23 protein-coding genes are annotated in these 22,936 nt (G+C 66.2%); 15 read left to right on the forward strand and 8 right to left on the reverse strand.

What is annotated here, in order from left to right; translation table 11 throughout:
- The first annotated feature begins 17 nt into the window (after positions 1 to 17).
- From EN786_RS20460 to EN786_RS20485, 6 genes are all read left to right on the forward strand, one after another.
- The gene (locus EN786_RS20460; RefSeq protein WP_135908774.1) at positions 18 to 1,118 is read left to right on the forward strand and encodes a hybrid-cluster NAD(P)-dependent oxidoreductase; all 1,101 of its coding nucleotides are present in this window, start codon (positions 18 to 20) and stop codon (positions 1,116 to 1,118) included.
- A 148-nt stretch (positions 1,119 to 1,266) separates the two neighbouring features.
- Positions 1,267 to 1,695 (forward strand): PqqD family peptide modification chaperone, encoded by a 429-nt coding sequence (locus EN786_RS20465; protein ID WP_127312009.1) that lies wholly within the window; start codon positions 1,267 to 1,269, stop codon positions 1,693 to 1,695.
- Positions 1,696 to 1,731: 36 nt separating this feature from the next.
- Complete coding sequence (locus EN786_RS20470) at positions 1,732 to 2,778, forward strand: serine kinase (protein WP_127312008.1); 1,047 nt, start codon at positions 1,732 to 1,734, stop codon at positions 2,776 to 2,778.
- Positions 2,775 to 3,527, forward strand: coding sequence for a glycosyltransferase family A protein (locus tag EN786_RS20475; protein ID WP_127312007.1), 753 nt, complete (start codon positions 2,775 to 2,777; stop codon positions 3,525 to 3,527). Before EN786_RS20470 ends, EN786_RS20475 begins: the two co-directional genes overlap by 4 nt.
- Positions 3,527 to 4,204 (forward strand): glycosyltransferase family A protein, encoded by a 678-nt coding sequence (locus EN786_RS20480; RefSeq protein ID WP_135908776.1) that lies wholly within the window; start codon positions 3,527 to 3,529, stop codon positions 4,202 to 4,204. The genes EN786_RS20475 and EN786_RS20480 overlap by 1 nt, the downstream gene beginning before the upstream one ends.
- Complete coding sequence (locus tag EN786_RS20485; RefSeq protein WP_189340678.1) at positions 4,204 to 5,676, forward strand: nucleotidyltransferase family protein; 1,473 nt, start codon at positions 4,204 to 4,206, stop codon at positions 5,674 to 5,676. The genes EN786_RS20480 and EN786_RS20485 overlap by 1 nt, the downstream gene beginning before the upstream one ends.
- Positions 5,677 to 5,688: 12 nt before the next feature.
- On the opposite strand, the gene EN786_RS20490 is transcribed toward EN786_RS20485, so the two are convergent.
- From EN786_RS20490 to EN786_RS20515, 6 genes are all read right to left on the reverse strand, one after another.
- Positions 5,689 to 6,435: a ferredoxin reductase gene (locus EN786_RS20490; protein WP_127311811.1), complete on the reverse strand. Its 747-nt coding sequence runs from the start codon at positions 6,433 to 6,435 to the stop codon at positions 5,689 to 5,691.
- Positions 6,432 to 7,043, reverse strand: coding sequence for a sulfite oxidase-like oxidoreductase (locus EN786_RS20495; RefSeq protein WP_127311812.1), 612 nt, complete (start codon positions 7,041 to 7,043; stop codon positions 6,432 to 6,434). Before EN786_RS20495 ends, EN786_RS20490 begins: the two co-directional genes overlap by 4 nt.
- Before the next feature lie 122 nt (positions 7,044 to 7,165).
- Complete coding sequence (locus EN786_RS20500; RefSeq protein WP_135908778.1) at positions 7,166 to 8,710, reverse strand: DegQ family serine endoprotease; 1,545 nt, start codon at positions 8,708 to 8,710, stop codon at positions 7,166 to 7,168.
- 198 nt (positions 8,711 to 8,908) lie between these two features.
- Positions 8,909 to 9,643 carry an MBL fold metallo-hydrolase gene (locus tag EN786_RS20505; RefSeq protein ID WP_189340684.1) on the reverse strand — a complete coding sequence of 245 codons (735 nt, stop codon included), beginning with the start codon at positions 9,641 to 9,643 and terminating at the stop codon, positions 8,909 to 8,911.
- Positions 9,643 to 10,809 (reverse strand): diphosphate--fructose-6-phosphate 1-phosphotransferase, encoded by a 1,167-nt coding sequence (locus tag EN786_RS20510; protein ID WP_127311847.1) that lies wholly within the window; start codon positions 10,807 to 10,809, stop codon positions 9,643 to 9,645. Before EN786_RS20510 ends, EN786_RS20505 begins: the two co-directional genes overlap by 1 nt.
- Positions 10,810 to 10,930: 121 nt before the next feature.
- Complete coding sequence (locus EN786_RS20515) at positions 10,931 to 11,617, reverse strand: L,D-transpeptidase (protein WP_189340686.1); 687 nt, start codon at positions 11,615 to 11,617, stop codon at positions 10,931 to 10,933.
- Positions 11,618 to 11,916: 299 nt separating this feature from the next.
- Between EN786_RS20515 and EN786_RS20520 the strand changes: the two genes are divergently transcribed.
- The 3 genes from EN786_RS20520 (at position 11,917) to xylB (ending at position 15,513) form a co-directional block, all read left to right on the forward strand.
- Positions 11,917 to 12,540: a LysE family translocator gene (locus EN786_RS20520; RefSeq protein ID WP_135908780.1), complete on the forward strand. Its 624-nt coding sequence runs from the start codon at positions 11,917 to 11,919 to the stop codon at positions 12,538 to 12,540.
- A gap of 113 nt (positions 12,541 to 12,653) precedes the next feature.
- Positions 12,654 to 13,976: a tetratricopeptide repeat protein gene (locus tag EN786_RS20525; RefSeq protein ID WP_135908782.1), complete on the forward strand. Its 1,323-nt coding sequence runs from the start codon at positions 12,654 to 12,656 to the stop codon at positions 13,974 to 13,976.
- Positions 13,977 to 14,058: 82 nt separating this feature from the next.
- Positions 14,059 to 15,513 (forward strand): xylulokinase, encoded by a 1,455-nt coding sequence (gene xylB, locus EN786_RS20530; RefSeq protein ID WP_127311065.1) that lies wholly within the window; start codon positions 14,059 to 14,061, stop codon positions 15,511 to 15,513.
- 197 nt (positions 15,514 to 15,710) lie between these two features.
- Here xylB and EN786_RS20540 read toward each other — a convergent pair whose 3' ends face one another.
- The gene (locus EN786_RS20540; protein WP_127283457.1) at positions 15,711 to 16,073 is read right to left on the reverse strand and encodes a nuclear transport factor 2 family protein; all 363 of its coding nucleotides are present in this window, start codon (positions 16,071 to 16,073) and stop codon (positions 15,711 to 15,713) included.
- Positions 16,074 to 16,185: 112 nt separating this feature from the next.
- Here EN786_RS20540 and xylA point away from each other — a divergent pair, with 112 nt between their 5' ends.
- Both xylA and EN786_RS20550 read left to right on the forward strand, forming a co-directional pair.
- On the forward strand, positions 16,186 to 17,511 hold the full coding sequence (gene xylA, locus EN786_RS20545) for a xylose isomerase (RefSeq protein ID WP_127283456.1): 1,326 nt from the start codon (positions 16,186 to 16,188) through the stop codon (positions 17,509 to 17,511).
- A 233-nt stretch (positions 17,512 to 17,744) separates the two neighbouring features.
- Positions 17,745 to 17,954, forward strand: a complete 210-nt coding sequence (locus tag EN786_RS20550; protein WP_127283455.1) for a hypothetical protein — start codon at positions 17,745 to 17,747, stop codon at positions 17,952 to 17,954.
- Between the two features lies 1 nt (position 17,955).
- On the opposite strand, the gene EN786_RS20555 is transcribed toward EN786_RS20550, so the two are convergent.
- Complete coding sequence (locus EN786_RS20555) at positions 17,956 to 18,936, reverse strand: GlxA family transcriptional regulator (RefSeq protein WP_127283454.1); 981 nt, start codon at positions 18,934 to 18,936, stop codon at positions 17,956 to 17,958.
- Positions 18,937 to 19,012: 76 nt separating this feature from the next.
- Between EN786_RS20555 and EN786_RS20560 the strand changes: the two genes are divergently transcribed.
- The 4 genes from EN786_RS20560 (at position 19,013) to EN786_RS20575 (ending at position 22,913) form a co-directional block, all read left to right on the forward strand.
- Positions 19,013 to 19,936 (forward strand): 3-keto-5-aminohexanoate cleavage protein, encoded by a 924-nt coding sequence (locus tag EN786_RS20560; RefSeq protein ID WP_127283453.1) that lies wholly within the window; start codon positions 19,013 to 19,015, stop codon positions 19,934 to 19,936.
- Between the two features lie 70 nt (positions 19,937 to 20,006).
- Positions 20,007 to 20,636 carry an HD domain-containing protein gene (locus EN786_RS20565; protein WP_127283452.1) on the forward strand — a complete coding sequence of 210 codons (630 nt, stop codon included), beginning with the start codon at positions 20,007 to 20,009 and terminating at the stop codon, positions 20,634 to 20,636.
- Complete coding sequence (locus EN786_RS20570; protein WP_127283451.1) at positions 20,633 to 21,745, forward strand: carnitine 3-dehydrogenase; 1,113 nt, start codon at positions 20,633 to 20,635, stop codon at positions 21,743 to 21,745. The genes EN786_RS20565 and EN786_RS20570 overlap by 4 nt, the downstream gene beginning before the upstream one ends.
- A gap of 4 nt (positions 21,746 to 21,749) precedes the next feature.
- Positions 21,750 to 22,913 carry an acyl-CoA dehydrogenase gene (locus EN786_RS20575; RefSeq protein ID WP_127283450.1) on the forward strand — a complete coding sequence of 388 codons (1,164 nt, stop codon included), beginning with the start codon at positions 21,750 to 21,752 and terminating at the stop codon, positions 22,911 to 22,913.
- Positions 22,914 to 22,936: the final 23 nt, after the last annotated feature.

Here is a 22,936-nt window from a genome sequence, read left to right on the forward strand (position 1 = left end):
GTGAAGGGATGAACGCGATGACGGATCTCGCCCTCTATCGCCATCTCGACGAGATGGCGCCTTGGAACGACCGGCTGCAGGTGCTGGAGGTGATCGGCGTCAGCGACGAGGCGCCGGACGTCAAGACCTTCACCTTCCGCTCCGACAACCAGACCTGGTTCCGCTACAAGCCCGGCCAGTTCGTGACGCTGGAACTGCCGGTCGCCGACGGTCCGCTGATGCGCACCTACACGCTGTCCTCATCGCCGTCGCGGCCGTTCTCGATCGCGGTGACGGTGAAGGCGCAGGCCGGCAGCATCGGCACGCGCTGGATGTTCGACAATCTCAAGCCCGGCGCCCATGTGAAGGCCTACGGCCCGGCCGGCGATTTCTCGCTGCACAGCCATCCGGCGGCCAAGTACCTGTTCATCTCGGCCGGCTCCGGCGTAACGCCGATGATGTCGATGCTGCGCTGGCTGAACGACTGCGCGCCCTGGACCGATGTCGGTTTCGTCAACTGCGCGCGCAGGGCGGAAGAGATCATTTTTCGCAAGGAGCTTGAATTGCTGGGCAGCCGCATGCCCGGCCTGTCGCTCGGCTTCATGATCGAGGAACGCTCCAGCCGCGAGGGCTGGTTCGGTCATATGGGCCGCATCGACGCCATTCGCCTGCCGCTGCTCGCTCCCGACTTCCGCGAGCGCGAGATATTCTGCTGCGGCCCCGACCCGTTCATGCGCGCGGTGCGGCAGATGTTGGAGGCGGCGGGCTTCGACATGGCCAGGTATCACCAGGAAAGCTTTGCCGCGCCGGCGGTGGAGGAAGTGCCGGCGCCGTTTGCGCTGCCGGGCGACGGCGGCGTCGAGACCCCTATCGAGGCCGCGACGCCGGTGCGCTTCTCGCTTTCCGACGTCGACGCCGAATGCCTTGCCGGACAGACCGTGCTGCAGACGGCGCGCGCCTCGGGCGTCAGGATCCCCGCCGCCTGCGAGTTCGGCCTCTGCGGCACCTGCAAGGTCAGGAAAGTCTCTGGCGAGGTCGCGATGAGCCACAATGGCGGCATTCTCGATCACGAGATCGACGACGGCTTCATCCTTGCCTGCTGCTCGAGGCCGCTGACGCGGCTGGAAATCGAGGCCTGATTCCGCCACGTCGACCCCAAAAATGGCAAGCGGCCTGCCGTGTCCGTCGTCTTGCCAAGCCAGAACCGAGTGTTTACAGGCCTTCCTCGGGGAGAGCGGCCGCGCAAAGGCGGTTGCTTGCGCGAGCCATGAAGTGGGGCAGGGACCAATGCCACAAGCCAATGTCTACGCAGTCGCGAGCAAGGATATCGTTTTCGAATCCTTCGACGGCGAAGCTGTCGTGCTTGATCTGGCGAGCGGGAAATATTTCGGCTTCTCCGATTCGGGCAGCCGGGTCTGGCAGGCGCTGTCTTCGGGCGTCGGTGCGCAGGCGCTGGCCGGATCGATAGCCGGCGCAGCGGCGACCGGCGCGACCGGGCTTGACGCCTTCATTGCTCAATTGGTCGAGCTCGGGCTGCTGGTGCCTTCCGATGGCACGGCGCAGCCGCTGCCGGACGAACTGGCTGCCGAACTTGCGGCGGCAAAGGAGCCGCTCAATGTGAGCGTCCACGACGATCTCGCCGACCTCATCATCGTCGACCCGATCCACGAGGTCGAGGAGCCTCTCGGCTGGCCGGCGGTCAAGCAGGCATCCTGAGAGATCGGCAGCACGTCGGCCGAGCCGGGATAGACCATGCCGCGTGTGACCCTTGAGACACTGCCGGACTACGCCCACTATCTCATCGCGGCCGCCGAAGACGCGGCGCTCTTTCCGGTCACGCGGACAGTCCGCCTGCCCGCCCTTGAACTGACCGTGCATCTCGAGCCCGGCGCGCTGGCCGACGCGCTTGGCCATGCCTTTGTCGAGACCGGGAACGATCAGCCGGGATTGCCCGCTTGCCGCATTTTCGTTGGCCATCCCGGCATTGGCGGCATGCCTGAGCCGGCACGATGGGGGGACGCGCATTTCACCGAACACGGTTTCGCGCAGCGTCTCGCCGGCACCGGTTTGCGCGGCCATTACTTTCACGATCTCGATTTCTGGCAGGTCTACGATCCGCAGCGGCGCGTCGGCGTGCAGTTGATGCGCGCGGCAGATGCCTTTCCGCCGTGGGAGACAGGTTCGCCGCTGCGCGCCTTCCTGCACTGGGAATACGGCGCGCGCGGCATGCGGCTCGCCCATGCCGGCACGCTCGGTGTCGACGGCAGCGGCGTGCTGCTCGCCGGCGCCGGCGGCGCCGGAAAATCAGGTACGGTCGTAGCCGGACTGCTCAACGGGCTCGACAGTGTCGGCGACGACTATGTGCTGGTCGATCTTTCGTGCAGGGTGACAGCCCGGCCGCTATTTTCGGTGCTCAAGCAGGACCCGAAGGGATTTGCCCGGCTCGGACTGAAAGACCGACTGGGCAGCGACAGGCCGCTCAACTGGCAAGGCAAGCATGTTTTCCGCATAGGGGATATCGCCTCCAGGCCGATCCCCGGCACGCTGGACATCGTTGCGCTGATGGTGCCACATATCGGCGCTGGCGGGACAAGCTCGATCATGCCGATGTCGCGCAGGGACGCCATGATTGCGCTGGCGCCGTCGGGGATCGCGCAGATGCCGGGCGAGCGGGAAAGCGGCTTTCGCTTCTTCAGCGATCTTACGCGACTGCTGCCGTGCTACCGTCTGTCCCTGGGCACTGATCCCGGCGAGATCGCCGGCACCATTGCGGATTTCCTCGCGCGGGGCGCTTCGTGAAACTGAGCGTGATCATGCCCGTCTACAACCGCGAGCGCTATGTCGTCCCGGCATTGCGTTCGCTGCTCAGGCAACGCGACGCCGCCGATCTCGACATCATCGTCATCGACGACGGCTCGACCGACGGTTCAGCCGACGCCGTGCGCTCGATGATTGGCGAGAGCCCCTGCATCCGCTTGTTCCAGCAACAGAACGCGGGCGTGACCCGGGCCCGCAACGCCGGGCTCAGGCTGCTCAAGCCGGACACGGAGCTGGTTTCTTTCCTCGATTCCGACGACATCTCGCCGGCCGGGCGTTTCGAGGCCGATGTCGAGCTGTTCCGGAAAGATCCCGGCCTTGAGCTCAGCTATTCGAGAATGATGCTGGTCGACAACATCGATGACGAGCGGTTGGAGCCGGCCGCGGACAGCTACCGCATCACCGTCCGCGGCATCCACCTGTCCTCGGCGATCTTCTCGCGCCGCCTGGTCGAGCGCATTGGCTGGTTCGACGAGGAGTTCGCCCAGGCCGAAGACACGGACTATCTGCTTCGCGGCTTCGAGATCGGCCCCCGATATGTGCTCCCCGAAACGGTGGCGCTCTATTACCGCCGGCATCCCGGCAACATGACCAAGCAGGAAGATGTCCAGTCGCGCGAGTTCCTGCGCGCCATCTACAAATCGATGAAGCGGCGCAGGGCCAACCCGTCGCTGCGGCCGATCGAGGGCATCTTCGAACTCGACAAGCTGACCGACTGGCGGTTCATGTGATGAGCGGATATGGCGTCGTCATTCCGGCCTTCAATGCCAGCACCACAATAGCCGAGACGCTGCGATCGGTGGCGGCGCAGACCGTTCGGGCGGAACTGGTCGTGATCGTCGACGACGGGTCGACCGATGACCTCGCTTCCGCGATCGTCGGCGCCGATCTTCCGGTCAAGCTGTTGCGGCAGGACAATGCCGGGCCAGGCAGCGCAACCACCCGAGGCATCGCGGCGCTGTCGACGCCGTTTGTCGCCACGCTCGACGCCGACGATCTGTGGCTGCCGACCAAGATCGAGGCGCAGCTCGCCTATCTCGAACGGTCTCCGCAAACTGCGGGCGTCTTCACCCATCAGCGCAATTTCCGTCATGACCAGCCCGATCTGCCCGACCCGCCCGCGACGCCTGGCTGGTCGCGCACGACGATGGTGATCCGTCGTTCGGTCGCAGACGCCGTCGGACCGATCGTCGACCCGCCGGGCGGCCGCGGCGAGATGATCGACTGGATCGCCCGGGTGCGCGAAGCGGGCTTCGCCCTCGACATGCTGGATGAGGTGCTGGCGCTCAGGCGTATCAGGCCGGGCAGCCTGTCCTATGGGCGCGATGCCGCGCGCGATCGCGGCTATCTGGAGGTGGTGCGGGCGGAGATGCTGCGCCGGGCGCAAAACAGGCAGGGCTCCGGCTGATGGCCAGGATCCGCGCCATCGGCCGCCGCTTTCCCGACTATGGCTGGTCCTGGCCCACAGGCGGGCTCGACCAGCTGCTCAAGGCGGCTCTGCTTCACGACGAGAACGCCGCCCGCGATCGCGCGGCAGCCTGGCTCGACGACAACGACATCGACCATGTCTCGTTCAGGGAGCATCGGCTGCTCGCGGCGATCTCCGACCGGTTCGGCCGCAGGCTCGCCGGCCACGCCGCCTATCCGCGGCTCGTCGGCCTGCAGAAGATGCTGTGGACCAAGTCGCGCATGGCGATGCGCGAGGCGGAGCCGGTGCTGAAGGCGATGGCCGATACCGGTTGCGCGGTCATGCTGATCAAGGGCGCCAGCCGCATCGCCGTCAACGTCTCGGCGCAGCGTGGCCGCGTCGCGCACGACATCGACATACTGGTGCGTTCGCAGGACATGGAAACTGCCTTCGACGTGCTGCGCGGCCGCGACTGGCAGATCGCCACTGGCGTCAGCCCGCAATATCTCAGGACCAGGCTTGCATCGCTGCGCTCGATGAATTTCTACAAGGGCAATTACGGCGACATCGACCTGCACCAGCTCGCCTATGACGGCTCGCAGCAGAGCGCCGAGGACGACCTCGCGATCTGGCGGCGGGCAGTCCCGGCCGAGTTCAGCGGCGTCGCCGTACTTGTGCCGTCGCCCGCCGACCGCATCGCGCTCGCCATCGCGCATGGCGGCCTCGACGCCCACACCCACAGCGACTGGCTGGTCGACTGCGCGGTGGCCATCGAAGGCGCCGACGTCGACTGGGACGTGTTCCTCGACATTGCCGCCAGGCGCGGCCTGGCGGTCGCCGCCGCGGTGGCGCTGTCCTATCTCGCGCTGGAGATCGGCATTGCGGTGCCGGACGAAGTGCTGGCACGGGTCATGGAGATGGCCGACCGCCGCGGTATGTCGCGCTGGTCGTCCGTCCTGCAGGCCAAGCCGCGCACCGACTTCGGCGGGCTGACCTGGCTGTCGCGCGGATTTGCCAAGCAGCTTCGGCTGCAGCGCAAGAAGGGAAGACTGCGGCAGGCCGAGCCCGACGTCGTCTGGCGCGGCAAAGCCGCGGCAGCAGGAAAAACCACCCAGGCCGCTCCCTTCGTGCTTTCGCAGGGCATAGCCGGTCCGCCGGGCGCCGCGCGGGAAATGATGCTGGACGTCGTCGTGCGGATTGCCGTGCCGCCGGTGCGGCGGCGTATCGAAATGGAGATCAATGCGGCCGACCGTCATGTCGCGCGGTTGCGCTCGATGGCGATCAGCCGCGCCGGTGGCGAACGGACCTTGCGCTTTCGCGGCAAGGTGAAGCTCGACCAGACGGGGCAGGGTCTGGTCCTCGAGGCGCGACCGTCGCGACAGTTCCGCGTCTGGGACAACGAGCAGGCCGTCGCCACCTATGGCGCGCTGCCCTTCCAGCTCATTTCGGCAAAATTCTCCCCCGCCGACTGAGGCACCGGGCTCTCACACCCCGTAGCGCTCGGTGCGGATGAGGTCGGCCGGCATGTCGGCATCGATCAGCGCCTGGGCGGCGGCCGAGACGAAGGCATTCGAACCGCAGACGAAGGCGAGCGTCGGCGCCTTGGGCAACCGCTCCATGGCCTGCACCATCATCGCCGCGTCGACGCGCCGGGAATAGTCCGACGGCCGCTGGGCCGGCTCGCGCGTCAGCGTCAGCACAAGGTCGAAACCGTCGCGCCGGTCGTCGAGGCGGATCAGCTCGTCGCGGAAGATCACCTCGTCCCAGACCCGCGCCGAAAACACCAGCGCCGCCGGCGCGGCCGATTTCTGCAGGGCGCGGTGGCGCACCATCGCCATCAGCGGCACCACGCCGGAGCCGCCGCCGACCAAAAGGATCGGCCCGCCATCGCTGGCCGACCAGATGAAATGGCCGCCGAGCGGCCCGCGCAATTCGATCTCGTCGCCGACCGCCGCCACCTCGTGGAAGAAGGGCGACACCTCGCCATCCTCGAGCCTCTCGATCGCCAGCTCGACAGTCCCGCCGCTCTCCGGCGCCGAGGCGATGGAGTAGGAGCGGCGCGCCTGATAGCCGTCCGGCGCCGTCAGCCTGACGTCGACATGCTGTCCGGCCTGGTGGACGAAAGGCCGAGACAGCCTGAAGAAGAAGCTCGTGACACGCGGCGTGCGTTTCTCGATGCGAATGATCTTCGCCGTCTGCCAGGGCGATTGCGCGGCCGATGCCTCGCTCATGGATCGCCCGAATAGCGCTGCTCGCGCCACGGGTCGCCATAGATATGGTAGCCGCGCAATTCCCAGAAGCCCGGCTCGTCGCGCTCGGTGAACTGCAGCCCGTTCAGCCATTTCGCCGACTTCCAGAAATAGAGATGCGGCACCAGGAGCCGCGCCGGTCCGCCATGGTCCGGCGTGATCGGCTTGCCCTCGTAGAGCAGCGCCACCATCGCCTTGCCGTCGAGCAGATCCTTGGCCGGCACATTGGTGGTGTAGCCGTCGAACGACAGCGCCAGCGTGTAGGCGGTCGGCGGCGCGATGCCGGCATCGGCGAGGATGTCGTCGACCAGCACGCCTTGCCAGGCGGTGTCGAACTTGGTCCAGGCGGTCACGCAATGGATGTCCCGCGTCATCCTGGTCAGCGGCAGCGCGTTGAACTCGGTCCAGTTCCATTTCTTGATCGGGCGAGGGCCGTGCTTGAGGGTGAACGACCAGTCCTCGGTGCGCACATGCGGCGTCGGCCCGGCCGACAGCACCGGGAAGCCCTGCTCGAGATACTGGCCCGGCGGGACGCGCGCGTCATGGTCCGTGGGGGGACGCCGTCCGGAACCGAAACCACGGGTGACCATCAGCACATCCCTTTGCGTCGGCCGCCTGCCGGCCGAGCGCAATGTTCTCGAAGATGTCGCGGCGGGCAACAGAAAAATGCCGGCGGCAGGCCCTGTGTCTGGCCTGTCGCCGGCCCCAGGCCTCAGCCTGCGGCGAAGGGCACGGCGACGAAGATCTGCGCGTCGCCGCGGTCGACGAGCAGCAGCACCGACTTGCGGCCGGACTTGCCTGCCTCGGCGATCGCCTGGTTCGCCTGCCTGGCGCTCTTCACCGGCGTCCGGTCGACGGCGACGATGACATCGCCCGGCTCGAGGCCGGCGGCCGAAGCCGCCTTGTCCGGATTGACGCGCTCGACCAAAGCGCCGCGCTGATTGTCGGCCAGGTTCAACTCCTCGCGTACATCGGGCGTGATATCGGTGAGGCCAAGGCCGAGCGACGGCACGCGCAGGCCTTCGCCGGCCGACGGCTTGCCACCCTTGTCATTGGCTGCGGTCTGGGTGTCTTCCGCATTGCGGCCGACATCGGCGGAAATCTGCACGGTCTTGCCGTTGCGCCAGACATCGAGCGTTTCCTTGGCGCCGGGCGAGACGTCGGCGACGGCACGCGACAGGTCCTTCGGATCCTTGATCGCCTCGCCGGCAAAGCCGGTGATGACGTCGCCGGTCGCAATGCCGGCCTTGGCCGCGGGCGACCCTTCGGTGACCGCGGCGACCAGCGCGCCGCCCGGATGGTCGAGGCCCATGGCGCTCGCCACGTCCTGCGTCACCGGCTGGATCTGCACGCCGAGATAGCCGTACTCGATGTCGCCGCCCTTCATCAGCTTGGCGACCACCTTCTGCGCCTGGTCGGACGGAATGGCGAAGCCGACGCCGACGCTGCCGCCATTGGGCGAAAAGATGGCGGTGTTGATGCCGACGACATTGCCGCCGACATCGACCAGCGGGCCGCCGGAATTGCCGTGGTTGATCGGCGCGTCGATCTGGATGAAATCGTCGAACGGACCGCTGTTGAGGTCGCGGCCGCGCGCCGAGACGATGCCGGCGGTGACCGTGGTGCCGATGCCGAACGGGTTGCCGAAGGCGAGGATCTGGTCACCCGGCATGAGCTTGTCGGAATCGCCCCATTTGACCGTCGGCAGCGGCTTGGCGGCCTTGACCTTGAGCACGGCGAGGTCGTTCTTGGCGTCGCGGCCGACCAGCTTGGCGGGAAGCTCGGTGCCGTCATCCAGTATCACCTTGATCGACGTGGCGCCGTCGATGACATGGTTGTTGGTGACGATGGTGCCGTCGGCGCCGACGATGAAGCCCGACCCCAGCGCCTCGGCGCGCTGTGACTGCTGCGGCGGCGTCTTGGGCGTCGGCACGCCCTGGTCGCCGAAGAACTGGCGGAAATAGTCGTCGAAGGGCGAGCCGCCCTCGAAGGGCTGGTCCTCGCTCATCGTCTCCGGCTGCGCCTTCATGACGGTGGTGACGGTCACCACCGCCGGCTTGTCGGCGGCCACGATCGGCGCGAACGAGCCGTTGGGCGCCGTGATTCCGGCAACCGGGGTCTGGGTCGTGGCGACGGTGTTGCTCGCGCCGATGCCGCTCGCGCTTTGGGCGAAGGACACGACGAAGGGGGAGATGATCAGCGCAGCGCCCAGCAGGGCCGCGACGCGATGTCTACGAATTATGCTCTGGGGTGACATGGTCGTTTCTGTCCGGGCGAGAGTTGATCCCTCGCCGCGAGCGGCTCGAGCGAGGCGCCCGTCGGCGTGTCGGCGACCGGCACTGCCTGTCTCGCCATGCATGGCAGCCGGCCGGATCGACCGCCTCCATCTAGGGCGTGGATCGGCCCGAATTAGGGTTTTGGCGCGACCTTACGAAGATTTAATATCAGGGAGACCTCACGCAGCGCCTCTGCGGCGCAGATAGGCCGAGGCGATCTCGCGCATCCGCGCGCCGTCGAAGCTCGGTCCATGACCGCCATGGCCGATGCGGATCGGCAGGTCGAGCAGGCGCCGCATGGTGCGGCAATAGGCGGCGCGATCGGAATCCGGCAAATCGTCGATCAGCATGCCGTCATAGATGGCATCGCCGGCAAACAACAACCCGTCGGCCTCGTCGAACAGCGCGATCGAATCGGGCGAATGTCCCGGCAGATGCAGGACGCGGAACTGCCGGTCGCCGAGATCGACGATGTCGTCCTCGTCGAGCGCGCGCGTCAGCGGCGCCGGTGGAATCCGATAATCGGCCGCCTTCCAGTCGGGCGCCGGCAATTTGGAAACGGCGCCGTCGAGATTGTGGAACATGTAGGCATAGGTGACGGCCTCATCCATGCTCTCGAACTGCGCCGCGCTCATCTTCGGCCCGGCCCGCAGCGGGAACTCATGCAGCGAGCCGACATGGTCGAGATGGATATGCGTGGCGACGACGATCAGCGGCTTGCCGGCTGGCGTGTCGATCTCGGCCGCCAGCGGCTGGATGCCCATGCCGGTGTCGACCAGAAGGTCGGCATCGCGGCCCTTGAGATGCCAGATGTTGGCGCGCACGAAATCATGCACGAACGGCTCGGTCAGCATCGTTGTCCTGGCGTCGACGATGGCCTTGCCGAACCAGTCGCCGATTACCAGGTCGCCCATCAGACGAAGGGCTTCCCGACCTTGTATTTCTCCGGCACCAGCCGCTTGAGGTAGGCCATGCCGGCATCCGAGAGCTTGTTGGCGTCGGGCTGCATGAAGTCGTCGGGCATGTGGCGCGTCTTGCCTGCGACATTCTTCAGCGGCACCTTTTTCAGCACGGTTTTGGAACCGTCATACTGCAGCGCCACCGAGCCGCCGCCCTGCCCGGCGACCTCGACGGCGAAGGCGCCGGCATCGAAGGCCTCTTTGGCGTCGACGGCATTGATCGCGCCGATGTAGCCGCGCGGCATGTAGCCCAGCGCGTCGACCCGCGCCCGCTTGCCCGGCAGGCCTTCGGCCAGCGCGCGCTCCAACGCGGCCGTCAGGTCGCTGCCCGACAGCTTGACGTTGCCGTGCTGGTCCCGTTCGAGCTTCTCTGGCGGCACCAGGCTCTCGACCAGCGCCTTGCCGTCGGCGGTGCTGACGCCTTCGGAGACGGCAACGATGCAGCGCTTGTGGCGGTCGAGCGTGGCCCGCACGTCGTCGATGAAGCGCTTCGCCGAGAAGGCGCGCTCCGGCACGTAGACCAGATGCGGGCCGCTGTCCGGATCGAGCTGCCAGGCGGCGGCGGCCGCGGTCAGGAAGCCGGCGTGCCGGCCCATGACGATGCCGACATAGATGCCGGGCAAAGCGCGGAAGTCGAGATCGACCGAGAGGAAGGCGCCGGCGACGAACTCGGCCGCCGAGATGAAGCCCGGCGTGTGGTCGTTCTCCTCGAGGTCGTTGTCGATGGTCTTCGGCGCGTGCACGAAGGCGATCGAGCCGCCGGCGGCGTCGGTCAGGATCTGCTGCGTGCCCGACGTGTCATTGCCGCCGATATAGATGAAGGCGTCGGCGCCGATCTTCTTCAGCCCGTTGAGGATCACCTCGCAATAGGCGGCGTCGGGCTTGTCGCGGGTCGAGCCGAGCGCAGCACTCGGCGTTGCCGCGATCAGCCTGAGCTGCTCTTCCGGGATGGCGGAGAGGTCGGCATAGTTGCCGTCGCGGATGCCGCGCACGCCGTGGATTGAGCCGAGCACCCTGGCCCCGGGATGGCGCTTGCGGATCTCCAGCGCGGCGCCGACGACCGTCTGGTTGATGACGGCGGTCGGGCCGCCGCCCTGCGCGATGACGAAAGTTCCGGCCATGCTTGCTTCTCTCCCGGGCGATGGTTTTGAGGCACCTTCGCCTGTCTTGCGGGATGACGCAACGGGAGAAAAGACCGCACTGGGACAAGTCGCCGAAACGGCCGCCGGCAGCGGCCGGGGATCAGACCACGACCACCGGGTTCTTCTTCGACACGCGGCTGTAGAGGTCGATGATGTCCTGGTTGATCAGGCGCACGCAGCCCGACGACATCGCCTGGCCGATGCTCCACCATTCCGGCGAGCCGTGGATGCGGTAGCCGGTGTCCTTGCCGTTCTGGAAGATGTAGAGCGCTCGCGCCCCTAGCGGGTTGGTGAGGCCGCCGGGCTGGCCGCCCTGCCATTTCACCAGTTCCGGCTTGCGCTGGATCATCTCCGGCGGCGGCGTCCAGACCGGCCAATCCTTGCCGTACTGGATGTTGGCGCGGCCCGACCAGCGGAAGCCGTCCTTGCCGATACCGACGCCGTAGCGGATGGCTTCGCCGCCGGGCTGCACGAGGTAGAGCATGCGCTCCTGGAGGTGGACGACGATGGTGCCGGGCGCCTCGCCGGTCGTGTCTACAACGATCTGGCGGCGGAACTCCGGCTTGACCTTCAGATAGGGCACCGCCGGCACCTCGAAGCCGCCATCGCTCAGCGACGCGTACATGACGTCGGGACCGGTGATGTTCTTGTCGACGCTGATGGCGGGGCGGATGGGCCGCACCGAGCCGGTGGTGACGTCGTCGAGCTGCAATTGCGGCAGTTCGAGCGTCTGGGTGCTGCAGCCGGCCATGCCGATGAGTGCCATGGCGCCGGCGCCGGAAAGCATGGCGCGGCGGGAAAGCTGAATTTCGGTTTCGATTGCGTCGCCGTTCGGCGGCGTCAGATTTTGCGGCAACTCGCGCATGCACCAGACCCTACGCTGTCGGCGGGAAGCACGGTCCGGCCGGGATAACAGGCATTTTCATCAATCATGGTTGAAAAAGCGTGAAGGACCCGACTTTGGTCCTAAGGGCTGTCGCCGCGCCGGCAGGGCTGAACCAGCCGCCCAAACATTTCGAAGATGCCTCTTTACATTCCGGCCGACCCGAGGATTTATCCTTTTCTTTGTGCTCAAGGAGTGAGGAAATGTCCTTCGAGAACTGGGCCGCCTTCGCCGCCGCCTCCACCATCCTTCTCGTCATCCCGGGTCCGACGATCCTTCTGGTCGTCTCCTATGCGCTCGGCCAGGGCTGGCGCACCGCGCTGCCGATGGCGGTCGGCGTCGCGCTCGGCGACTTCACCGCCATGACGCTGTCGATGCTCGGCATCGGCGCGCTGCTGGCGGCATCGGCCACCGTGTTCACTGGGCTCAAGGTGATCGGCGCCTGCTATCTGATCTATCTGGGCGTCAAACTGTTCCGCGCCGGCGGGGCGCTGAAAGCCGAGCCGCGCACCGACGCGGTGTCCGCGGCCAAGATGATGGCGCATGCCTGGCTGGTCACCGCGCTCAACCCGAAGAGCATCACCTTCTTCGTCGCCTTCCTGCCGCAGTTCCTCGACCGGCATGCCGAGTTCTGGCCGCAGATGCTGATCTTCGAGACGACCTTCCTGGCGCTCGCCTTCGCCAATGCCTTCGGCTACGCGCTGATCGCGGCGCGGGCGCGCAACGTCGTGCGCAACCCGAAGGCGATTCGCATCTTCAACCGCACTGGCGGCACGCTCCTGGTCGGCGCCGGCATTGCCACCATGGCGATGCGCTCGGGCAATTGAAGCGGGCGAAATTCGCCTGCCTTGGCCTCGTCGACATGCGCGACCTGAGGTTGGCGTGCCAGCCGCTATTGACCTAGGATGGGCCAGTTCCGGCATCTGATGGAGGGCTAGCCATGGCAGTCAGGGACGCTTTCGGGCTGACCTTGTCCGGCGCGACGGAAGCCGGATTGACGGACTATGGTCGGGCTGTGCGTGAGCTTCAGTGCTTCATCGGCGATCCGGTCGGCTCCGCCGATCGCGCGATCGCCGAGGATCCCGGCTTCGTCATGGCGCATGTGTTCAAGGGCTACCTCTTCGCGCTTGCCACCGAGCGCGAGGCGACGCTCGTGGCCAAGGCATGCCACGAGGCGGCCTTGCCGCTCGCCGCCACGGCGCGCGAGCAGGCGCATGTCGCGGCCCTCGGCCATCTCGCCTGGGGGCGCTGGCACGAGGCCTCCCGCATCCTCGAGGATGTCGCCATCGACCATCCGCTCGATCTCGTGGCGCTGCTGACCGGGCATCAGATCGATTTCTTCACCGGCAACGCCCGCATGCTGCGCGACCGCATCGGCCGCGCGCTGCCGGCCTGGCGAAGCGACATGCCCGGCTATCATGCGGTCCTCGGCATGCAGGCCTTCGGGCTGGAGGAAATGGGCTACTATGCGCGCGCCGAACGGCTTGGGCGCGCGGCTGTCGAGATCGAGCCGCGCGACGGCTGGGCGCAGCATGCCGTCGCCCATGTCATGGAGATGCAGAGCCGGCAAAAGGACGGCATCGCCTGGATGCGCGCCAATCCTGACGCCTGGACCAGGGAAAGCTTCCTCAAGGTGCACAATTGGTGGCACCTGTCGCTGTTCCACTACGACCTCGGTGAGGTCGATGAGGTGCTGGCGCTCTATGACGGCCCGATCTATGGCGAGTCCTCGACGATGGCGCTCAACATGGTCGATGCCTCGGCAATCCTGTGGCGGCTGCGTCTCGGCGGCGTCGATGTCGGCGGGCGCTGGACGGCTCTGGCCGACAACTGGCACAAGGCCGGCGGCGGCAACTATGCCTTCAACGACGCCCACGCAATGATGGCCTTCGTCGGCGCCGGCCAGGAGGCGCGGGCGGAGGGCCTGCTCGACGCGCAGCGCGAGGCGATGCGCGGCAACGACGACAATGCGGCTTTCACCCGCGATGTCGGCCATCCGCTGACGCTGGCGATCAAGGCATTCGGCGAAGCAAACTACGCCGAGGCGGCGCGCCTGATCCGCCCCATACGGTCGATCGCGAACCGCTTCGGCGGCAGCCATGCGCAGCGCGACGTCATCGACCTGACGCTGATCGAGGCCGCCTTGCGCGCCGGCGATGGACCGCTGGCGCGGGCGCTGACGGGCGAACGCGCCTTTGCGCGGCCGGATAGTCCGCTGTCGGCGCTGTTTTCGCGCCGCGCCGCCGATTTGTCCGAGAATTGACCGGAAGCGGATCTTGGCATAAGAACTGGCCAAGCCAGATTTTTTCGAGATCCGAAAAAATTAATGGCATTGGGAGGACATCATGTATCTCGGCCTCGATCTGGGCACGTCGGGCGTCAAGGCGCTTTTGATCGATGCCGGGCAGACCGTCATCGGCTCCGGCCACGGCTCGCTCGATGTCTCGCGGCCGCATCCCGGATGGTCCGAGCAGGATCCCGCGCACTGGATCGCGGCCTGCGAAACAGCGATTGCCGAGCTCAAGGCCGCCCATCCGAAGGAACTCGCGGCGGTCAAGGGCATCGGCCTGTCCGGCCAGATGCATGGCGCCACTCTGCTCGATGCCGGCGACAAGGTGCTGCGCCCCTGCATCCTTTGGAACGACACGCGCAGCCATGTCGAGGCCGCCGCGCTCGACGCCGATCCGCGCTTCCGCAAGCTCACCGGCAACATCGTCTTTCCGGGCTTCACCGCGCCGAAGCTTGCCTGGGTGAAGAACAACGAGCCTAGGATCTTCGCCAACGTGGCGAAGGTGCTGCTGCCCAAGGATTTCCTGCGGCTCTGGCTGACGGGCGAGCACATTTCGGAAATGTCCGACTCCGCCGGCACCTCCTGGCTCGACGTCGGCAGGCGGCGCTGGTCCGCTGATCTGCTGGCAGCCACCTCACTCGACGAGAAGCACATGCCGTCGCTGGTCGAGGGCACGGCGAAGGCCGGCGCCCTGCGCGCTGAGCTTGCCGCCAAATGGGGCGTTGCGGCAGGCATTCCGATCGCCGGCGGCGCCGGCGACAATGCGGCCTCGGCCTGCGGCATGGGCACGGTCGGCGCCGGCCACGCCTTTGTGTCGCTCGGCACCTCTGGCGTGCTGTTCGCCGCCAACGCCGCCTACCTGCCCAATCCGGCAAGCGCGGTGCACACCTTCTGCCATGCGCTGCCCGACACCTGGCACCAGATGGGCGTTATCCTGTCGGCCACCGATTCGCTCAACTGGCTGTCGGAGATCACCGGCAGAAGCGCCGGCGAATTGACCGCCGAGCTCGGCGATACGCTCAAGGCGCCGACCGGCGTTTCCTTCCTGCCCTATCTCTCGGGCGAGCGCACGCCGCACAATGATTCCGCCATTCGCGGATCGTTCACCGGCCTGGCACACGAATCCGACCGCGCCGTGCTGACGCAGGCCGTTCTGGAAGGCGTCGCCTTTGCCTTCCGCGACAGTCTCGAAGCGTTGAAAACGGCCGGCACGATACTGACCCGGGTGACCGCGATCGGCGGCGGCTCGCGCTCGCGCTACTGGCTGAAGGCGATCGCCACCGCGTTGCAGGTGCCGGTCGACATCCCTGCCGACGGCGACTTCGGCGCCGCCTTCGGCGCCGCCCGGCTCGGCCTGGTCGCCGCGACCGGCGCCGATCCGCTCGCCGTGTGCACCGCGCCGGCGACCGACGCCACGATCGATCCGGACGGCGGGCTTGGCGGGGCTTTCGCCGACGCCTATCAGCGATACAGGGCGCTTTACCCGGCGATCAGGGCGGCAACCGCGTGAGTATGCGCGAGGCCCCCCTCTCTGCCCTGCCGGGCATCTCCCCCTCAAGGGGGGAGATCGGCAGTTCAGGCGCTTCGCACATTTCTGCAACGCTGGAAATTGGCGAAGGCCGGCGCGACAGCCGATCTCCCCCCTTGAGGGGGAGATGCCCGGCAGGGCAGAGAGGGGGGCCTCGCGCCTCTCCTACCCGACTAGTCTCACTGCGCCGGCACCTTGTCGAGGAAGCCGGTGACGCTCTTCAGGCGGCCGTTCTCGATGACGCCGATGTCGGTGCCTTCGATAACGGGCTCCGTGCCTTCAGGACCGAGATTCCACGAGAAGCGGATCTGATCGGCAAATCCGTCCGGCTGGCCCTTCAGCGAGAAGCGGAACCCGGCGAAGCGCTGCTGCACGCCGTCGATCAGCGCGGCAATGCCTGCGTGGCCGTCGCCCTGCATGATCGGATCGCGGTAGCTGACGTCGCTGGTGAAGGCCGCTTCGAGCAGGGCCTTGCGGCGGCCCGCATCGCTCTCGTTCCAGGCGGTGATGTAGTTCCGGGCGATCGTGTTGAGGTCGGTCATGGTCTTCATCCTTCGTTGGATCGTTTCGACATGACCCTTTTCGGCCAGCGCCAACATGAAACCAATTACGCCTGAGGTAATGGCGGACAGAAACTTGCGAGAGGAAAGAATCATGGGCAGCGGATTTTTCGGCGACATCCAGACGATCAAGTACGAGGGGCCGGATTCGACCAATCCGCTGGCCTACCGGTTCTACAATCCGGACGAGGTGGTCGCCGGCAAGCGGCTGGAAGACCATCTGCGCTTTGCCGTCGCCTATTGGCATTCCTTCGCCTGGCCCGGCGGCGACCCGTTCGGCGGCCAGACCTTCGATCGTCCCTGGTTCGCCAAGCCGGGCGGCATCGACACGATGGAGCTGGCGAAGCTCAAGGCCGATGTCGCCTTCGAGATGTTCTCGCTGCTCGGCGCGCCCTATTTCTGCTTCCACGACGCCGACGTCCGGCCCGAGGGCAAGGACTTTTCCGAGAGCGCCGCGCGCCTCGACGAGATCGCCGACTATTTTGCCGCCAAGATGAAGAAGACCGGCGTCAAGCTGCTGTGGGGCACGGCGAACCTGTTCTCGCACCGCCGCTTCATGTCGGGCGCCGCCACCAATCCCGATCCGGATGTCTTCGCCTATGCGGCGGCGACGGTGAAAAGCTGCATCGACGTCACCAAGCGCCTGAAGGGCGAGAACTACGTGCTGTGGGGCGGCCGCGAGGGCTACGAGACGCTGCTCAACACCGACCTTGGCCGCGAGCAGGAGCAGGCCGGGCGCTTCCTCAGCCTGGTCGTCGACTACAAGCACAAGATCGGGTTCAAGGGCACCATCCTGATCGAGCCGAAGCCCCAGGAACCGACGAAGCACCAGTACGATTACGACGTCGCCACCGTCTACGGCTTCCTCAAGCGCTTTGGGCTGGAGAAGGAAGTGAAGCTCAACATCGAGCAGGGCCACGCCATCCTCGCCGGCCATTCCTTCGAGCATGAATTGGCGCTCGCCAATGCGCTCGGCGTCTTCGGCTCGATCGACATGAACCGCAACGACTACCAGTCGGGCTGGGACACCGACCAGTTCCCCAACAACGTGCCGGAAATGGCGCTCGCCTATTACCAGGTCCTGCAGGGCGGCGGCTTCAAGACCGGAGGCACCAATTTCGACGCCAAGCTGCGGCGCCAGTCGCTCGATCCGCAGGACCTGCTGATCGGCCATATCGGCGGAATGGATGCCTGCGCGCGCGGCCTCAAGGCGGCGGCGAAAATGATCGAGGACAAGGCGCTGTCGGGCCCGCTGGCCGAGCGCTATGCCGGCTGGAGCACGGCCGAGGGCAAGGCGATGCTGTCGGGCAAGCGCACGCTGGAAGAGATCGCCGAGCGCGTGGTCAAGAAGAAGATCGAGCCGCAGCCGCGCTCCGGCCGCCAGGAACTGCTGGAGAACATCGTCAACCGCTATGTGTGAGGGCCGGCGCCGGCCCTATCTATTTGTTCTGGCGCATTCAGGACGGAAAACCTGGAATTGCTCTAACTCAAGCAATTGCTAAGATAAAACGGCTTTGCGCGGGGCAGAAACCGACGACAAGGTTTTGCCCCGCGCCGCCCCTCAATCGCCTCTCTCTTGCCTTCAAACAGCCGTCACGGATTTCGTATAGTGTCGGCTCGTGGCGGGAATCAGGAAGAAGGAGGCGAAACGATATGCAGCACGAACGCGAAATCGACGCCCTGCTCTCATCTGGCGAGGCCGGCTCGATCATCGACCGGCTGATGGCGTTGCCGCACGGCAAGGCCGGTTCGCGCGGCGCGACCGAATGGGATCGCGCGGTCGCCAGCCGCTTCGAGACCCATATTGCAAGACAGATGCGCTCCGAGATCGACAGCGCCAGCACCCGGCAGAACGCCGCGTAGTCTATCCCCGGCGGAGCCTCACCGGCGCTTCGCCGAAAGCCCTCGAAAATGCCCTGGAGAATGCCGCAGCGGAGGAGAATCCCGTGCGCCCGGCAATGTCGGCCATGGCGATCCGCGTGTCGACCACCAGGCGCCGGGCGGCGCTGAGGCGCAGCCGCAGATAATAGGCGCCGGGCGTCTCGCCGATCGACTTGCGGAAGATGCTTTCCAGCGTCCGCGCTGTCACTCCGGCGCGCTTGGCCACGGCGTCGATGGTCAGCGGTTGGTCGACATGCGATTCCATCAGCCGGATCGCCTGCGCCAGCCTTGGGTCGTAGCCGTCGAGCCTTCCGAGCGAGACCAGCGGCTGCGCATCAGTCGCGGCGCGCGCCTGGTCGTAGATGAACACGCTCGCCACATCGAGCGCCACGGCCATGCCGAGCCTGGTCCGCACGAGATGCAGCATCAGATCGAAGGTCGGCGAGGCGCCGCCGGAGGTGAAGACAGGCCCGTCGATGACATACCGGTCCGGACGCACGTCGACGCCCGGGAAGGCGGCGGAAAAATCCTCCATGTCTTCCCAATGCGTGGTGGCGCTTCGCCCTTCAAGCAGGCCGGCCCGCGCCACCAGCCAGGTGCCGGCCTCGACGCCGCCGCAAGCGCGGGCCGCACGTGCTGCCCTCCGCAACCCCGCAAGCAGCGCCGACGTGGCATAATTCTGCGTGCCGAAGCCGGCGACGACGACCAACACATCGGTCGGCTCCGCGGCATCGAAGCGGCCGCTGACCGCCACCGGCAGGCCACAAGTCGTGACCGGCGCCTCACCCGTCACCGAAACCAGCTTGAAGTCGAACAGCGTCTCGCCGGAGATGCGGTTGGCGGCGCGCAGCGGGTCGACGGCCGAGGCCACGCACATGATCGACGAACCGGAGAACACCAGGAACGTCACCTTGAGCGTTTCGTGCTCGGCGCGAAAGATCGTCGGCTTTTCGCTTTTAGTCATGTCAGCTTCGTAAAGCGCAAAACAGTTTCCGGCAAGTCGGTCATTGTTGGGTCTGTCTTGATTGGGAGGAAGTCCAATGCCGCTCGCAATGAACCGTGAGGTCTTCATTACCTGTGCCGTGACCGGGTCCGGCGGCTCGCAGGACCGCAGCCCGCATGTGCCGCGCTCGCCCAAGCAGATTGCCGATTCGGCGATCGACGCCGCCAAGGCGGGTGCGGCGATCGTCCACTGCCATGTCCGCGATCCCGAGACCGGCAAGCCCAGGCGCGACATCCATCTCTACCGCGAGGTGACCGAGCGCATCCGCGAGGCCAATGTCGACGTGGTGCTCAACCTCACCGCCGGCATGGGCGGCGACATGGTGTTCGGCTCGCCGGAGGCGCCGCTGCCGCTCAACGAGAAGGGCACCGACATGGGCAGCGCCACCAACCGCATGGAGCATGTGCGCCAGTGCCTGCCGGAGATCTGCACGCTGGATTGCGGCACGATGAACTTCGCCGAGGCAGACTATGTGATGACCAACACCCCCGGCATGCTCCGCGCCATGGGCGGCATGATGACGGCGCTCGGCGTCAAGCCGGAGATCGAGGCCTTCGACACCGGCCATCTGTGGTTCGCCAAGCAGCTGGTCGAGGAGCAGGTGCTGAAGCCGGACGCGCTGGTGCAGCTCTGCATGGGCGTGCCGTGGGGCGCGCCCGACGACCTCAACACCTTCATGGCCATGGTCAACAACGTGCCGTCGACCTGGAACTGGTCGGCCTTCTCGATCGGCCGCAACCAGATGGCCTATGCCGCCGCCGCGGTGCTGGCCGGCGGCAATGTCCGCGTCGGCCTTGAGGACAATCTCTGGCTGGACAAGGGCGTGCTGGCGACCAATGCGCAGCTCGTCGAGCGTGCTGCGAGCATCGTCACCAATCTCGGCGCCAGGATCCTCGGGCCGGAGGAAGTGCGCAAGAAGCTCAACCTCACCAAGCGGGCGCCGATCGCAGCCGGGGCATAAGCATGATCCCGAAAAGTGGGAGCCGGTTTTCGGGCAAGATCATGCTCAAGCAACACATCGGGAGCTGACCATGGCTACCGTCAAATTCACTGCGATGAAGGATGGCGACAGGGAAGACTACGAATTCCTGACCGTCCATGAGGTCGACTACGCTGCGAAAACCGGCGAGCGGCTGCTCGACGCGCTGGTGCAGCTCGACGAGGGCCTCTCCGGCTACAAGATCACCCGGCTCGGCCATTCGCTGCAGGCTGCGACGCGGGCCTGGCGCGACGGCGCCGACACTGACTGGATCGCCTGCGCGCTGCTGCACGACATCGGCGATATCTACGCGCCCTACAATCACGACGAATACGCGGCCGCGATCCTGAAGCCGTTCGTGCGCGAACAGTGCACCTGGGTGGTGGAGAAGCACGGCGATTTCCAGCGCCTCTATTACGCGCATCATCTCGGCGGCAACCGCGACGCCCGTGACCGCTTCGCCGGCCATCCCTACTTCGACGACTGCGACCGGTTCTGCGAGCGCTGGGACCAGTCGAGCTTCGACCCCGATTACGACACGCTGCCGATCGAATTCTTCCGGCCCTTCGTGCTCGAGGTCTTCGCTCGCAAGGCTTACGACCCGGCCGTGATCCGCGCCGGCGAGCGTGTGCCGCTTACCGATCCCGAAACAGCCAAGACCAGAACCGGAGCTTCCGCATGAGCATCATCAACAAGGCAGCCGCCATCGGCGGCGGCGTCATCGGCGCCGGCTGGGTGGCGCGGCTTCTGCTCAATGGCATCGATGTGTCGATTTTCGATCCGGATCCCGATGCTTCGCGCAAAGTGGGCGAGGTGATGAAGGGCGCCCGCCGCGCCTATAAGCAGATGCTGCCCGGCGGCCTGCCCAAGGAAGGCAGGCTCACCTTCGCCAAGACCATCGCCGAGGCGGTCGCCGACGCCGATTTCATCCAGGAAAGCGTGCCGGAACGGCTCGACCTCAAGCACAAGGTGCTGGCCGAGATCGACGCCCATGCGCCGGCCAACGCCATCGTCGGTTCGTCGACCTCCGGCATCAAGCCGACCGACATGCAGGTGGCGATGAAGAAGCACCCGGAGCGGCTGGTCGTCGGCCATCCGTTCAACCCGGTCTATCTCCTGCCGCTGGTCGAGATCGTCGGCGGCGAGCAGACCTTCCCGGAGGCGATCGAGGTTGCCAAGGAGCTCTATGCCTCGATCGGCATGAAACCGGTCGTGGTGCGCAAGGAGATCGAGGCCTTCGTCGGCGACCGCCTGCTCGAAGCCGCCTGGCGCGAGGCGCTGTGGCTGGTCAAGGACGGCATCTGCACCGTCGAGGAGCTCGACGACATTATGCGCTATTCCTTCGGCTTGCGCTGGGCGCAGATGGGCATGTTCCAGGTCTACCGCGTCGCTGGCGGCGAGGCCGGCATGCGCCACTTCATGGCGCAGTTCGGCCCTTGCCTGAAATGGCCGTGGACCAAGCTGATGGACGTGCCGGAGTTCAACGACGAGCTGGTCGACCTCATCGCCACCCAGTCGGACGAGCAGGCGCATGGCCTGTCGATCCGCGAGCTGGAAAAGATCCGCGACGACAATCTGGTCGCCATCATGGAAGCGCTGTCGAAGCAGAACAAGGGCAAGGGCTGGGGCGCCGGCGCGCTGCACAAGGACTATACCAGGCAGCTCGCCAAGCTGGCGGCAAAGAAGCCGGTCTCCAAGGCGGCCGAGAAGGCCAAGGCTGCCAAGCCGGTGAAGAAGGCCGTGAAGCCGGCAAAGGCCGAAAAGTCGAAGAAGAGCAAGAAGAAGGGCTGAGGCGATGGATTTCGGTCTTTCCGAGGAACAAAAACTGATCGTCGAGACGACGCGCGCCTTCGTCGAGAACGAACTTTACCCGCATGAGAGAGAGGTGGAGCGCACCGGCGTGCTGCGCCGCGAGCTTGTCGACGAGATCAAGGCCAAGGCGATCGAAGCCGGCCTCTACGCCGCCAACATGCCGGCCGATGTCGGCGGCGCGGGCCTCGATACGGTGAGCTGGCTGCTCTACGAGAAGGAACTCGGCCGCGCCAACTACGCGCTGCACTGGACCTGCGTCGCGCGCCCGTCCAACATCCTGCTCGCCGGCACGCCGGAGCAGCGCGAGAAATACCTCTTCCCCTGCATCCGCGGCGAGAAATGGGACTGCCTCGCAATGACCGAGCCCGGCGCCGGCTCCGACCTGCGCGGCATGAAGGCCACCGCCGTCCAGGACGGCGACGACTGGGTGTTGAACGGCACCAAGCATTTCATCAGCCATGCCGACATCGCCGACTTTGCGATTTGTTTCATGGCTTCCGGCGAAGAAGATTCGCCGCGCGGCAAACGCAAGAAGATCACCGCCTTCTTCGTCGACAAGGGCACCAAGGGTTTTACGGTGCGCGACGGCTATCGCAACGTCTCGCATCGTGGCTACACCAACGCCATTCTCGAATTCGACGATTGCCGGCTGCCGGCGAGCCAGGTCCTTGGCGAGGTCCACAAGGGTTTCGAGGTCGCCAATTCCTGGCTGGGCGCCACCCGCCTGCAGGTCGGCGCCACTTGCCTCGGCCGCGCCGAGCGCGCGCTCGGCCATGCCATCGAATATGCAGCGCAGCGCCAGCAGTTCGGCCAGCAGATCGGCAAATTCCAGGGCGTGTCGTTCAAGCTCGCCGACATGGCGACCGAATTGAAAGCCGCCGACCTGATGGTGTTCGAAGCCGGCTGGAAGTACGATCAGGGCACCGTCACCGACCAGGACATGGCCATGGCCAAGCTGAAGGCTACGGAGATGCTGGCCTTCGTCGCCGACGAGGCGATCCAGATCCATGGCGGCATGGGGCTGATGGACGACCTGCCGCTGGAGCGCATCTGGCGCGACGCCCGCGTCGAGCGCATCTGGGAAGGCACTTCGGAGATTCAGCGACATATCATTTCGCGGGCGCTGCTGCGTCCGTTCGGGGCTTAGGGCATGATGTGCCCCAAACCGGG

Origin of the sequence: Mesorhizobium sp. M4B.F.Ca.ET.143.01.1.1, assembly GCF_004792275.1 — a bacterium.
Taxonomy (GTDB): Bacteria; Pseudomonadota; Alphaproteobacteria; order Rhizobiales; family Rhizobiaceae; genus Mesorhizobium; species Mesorhizobium abyssinicae.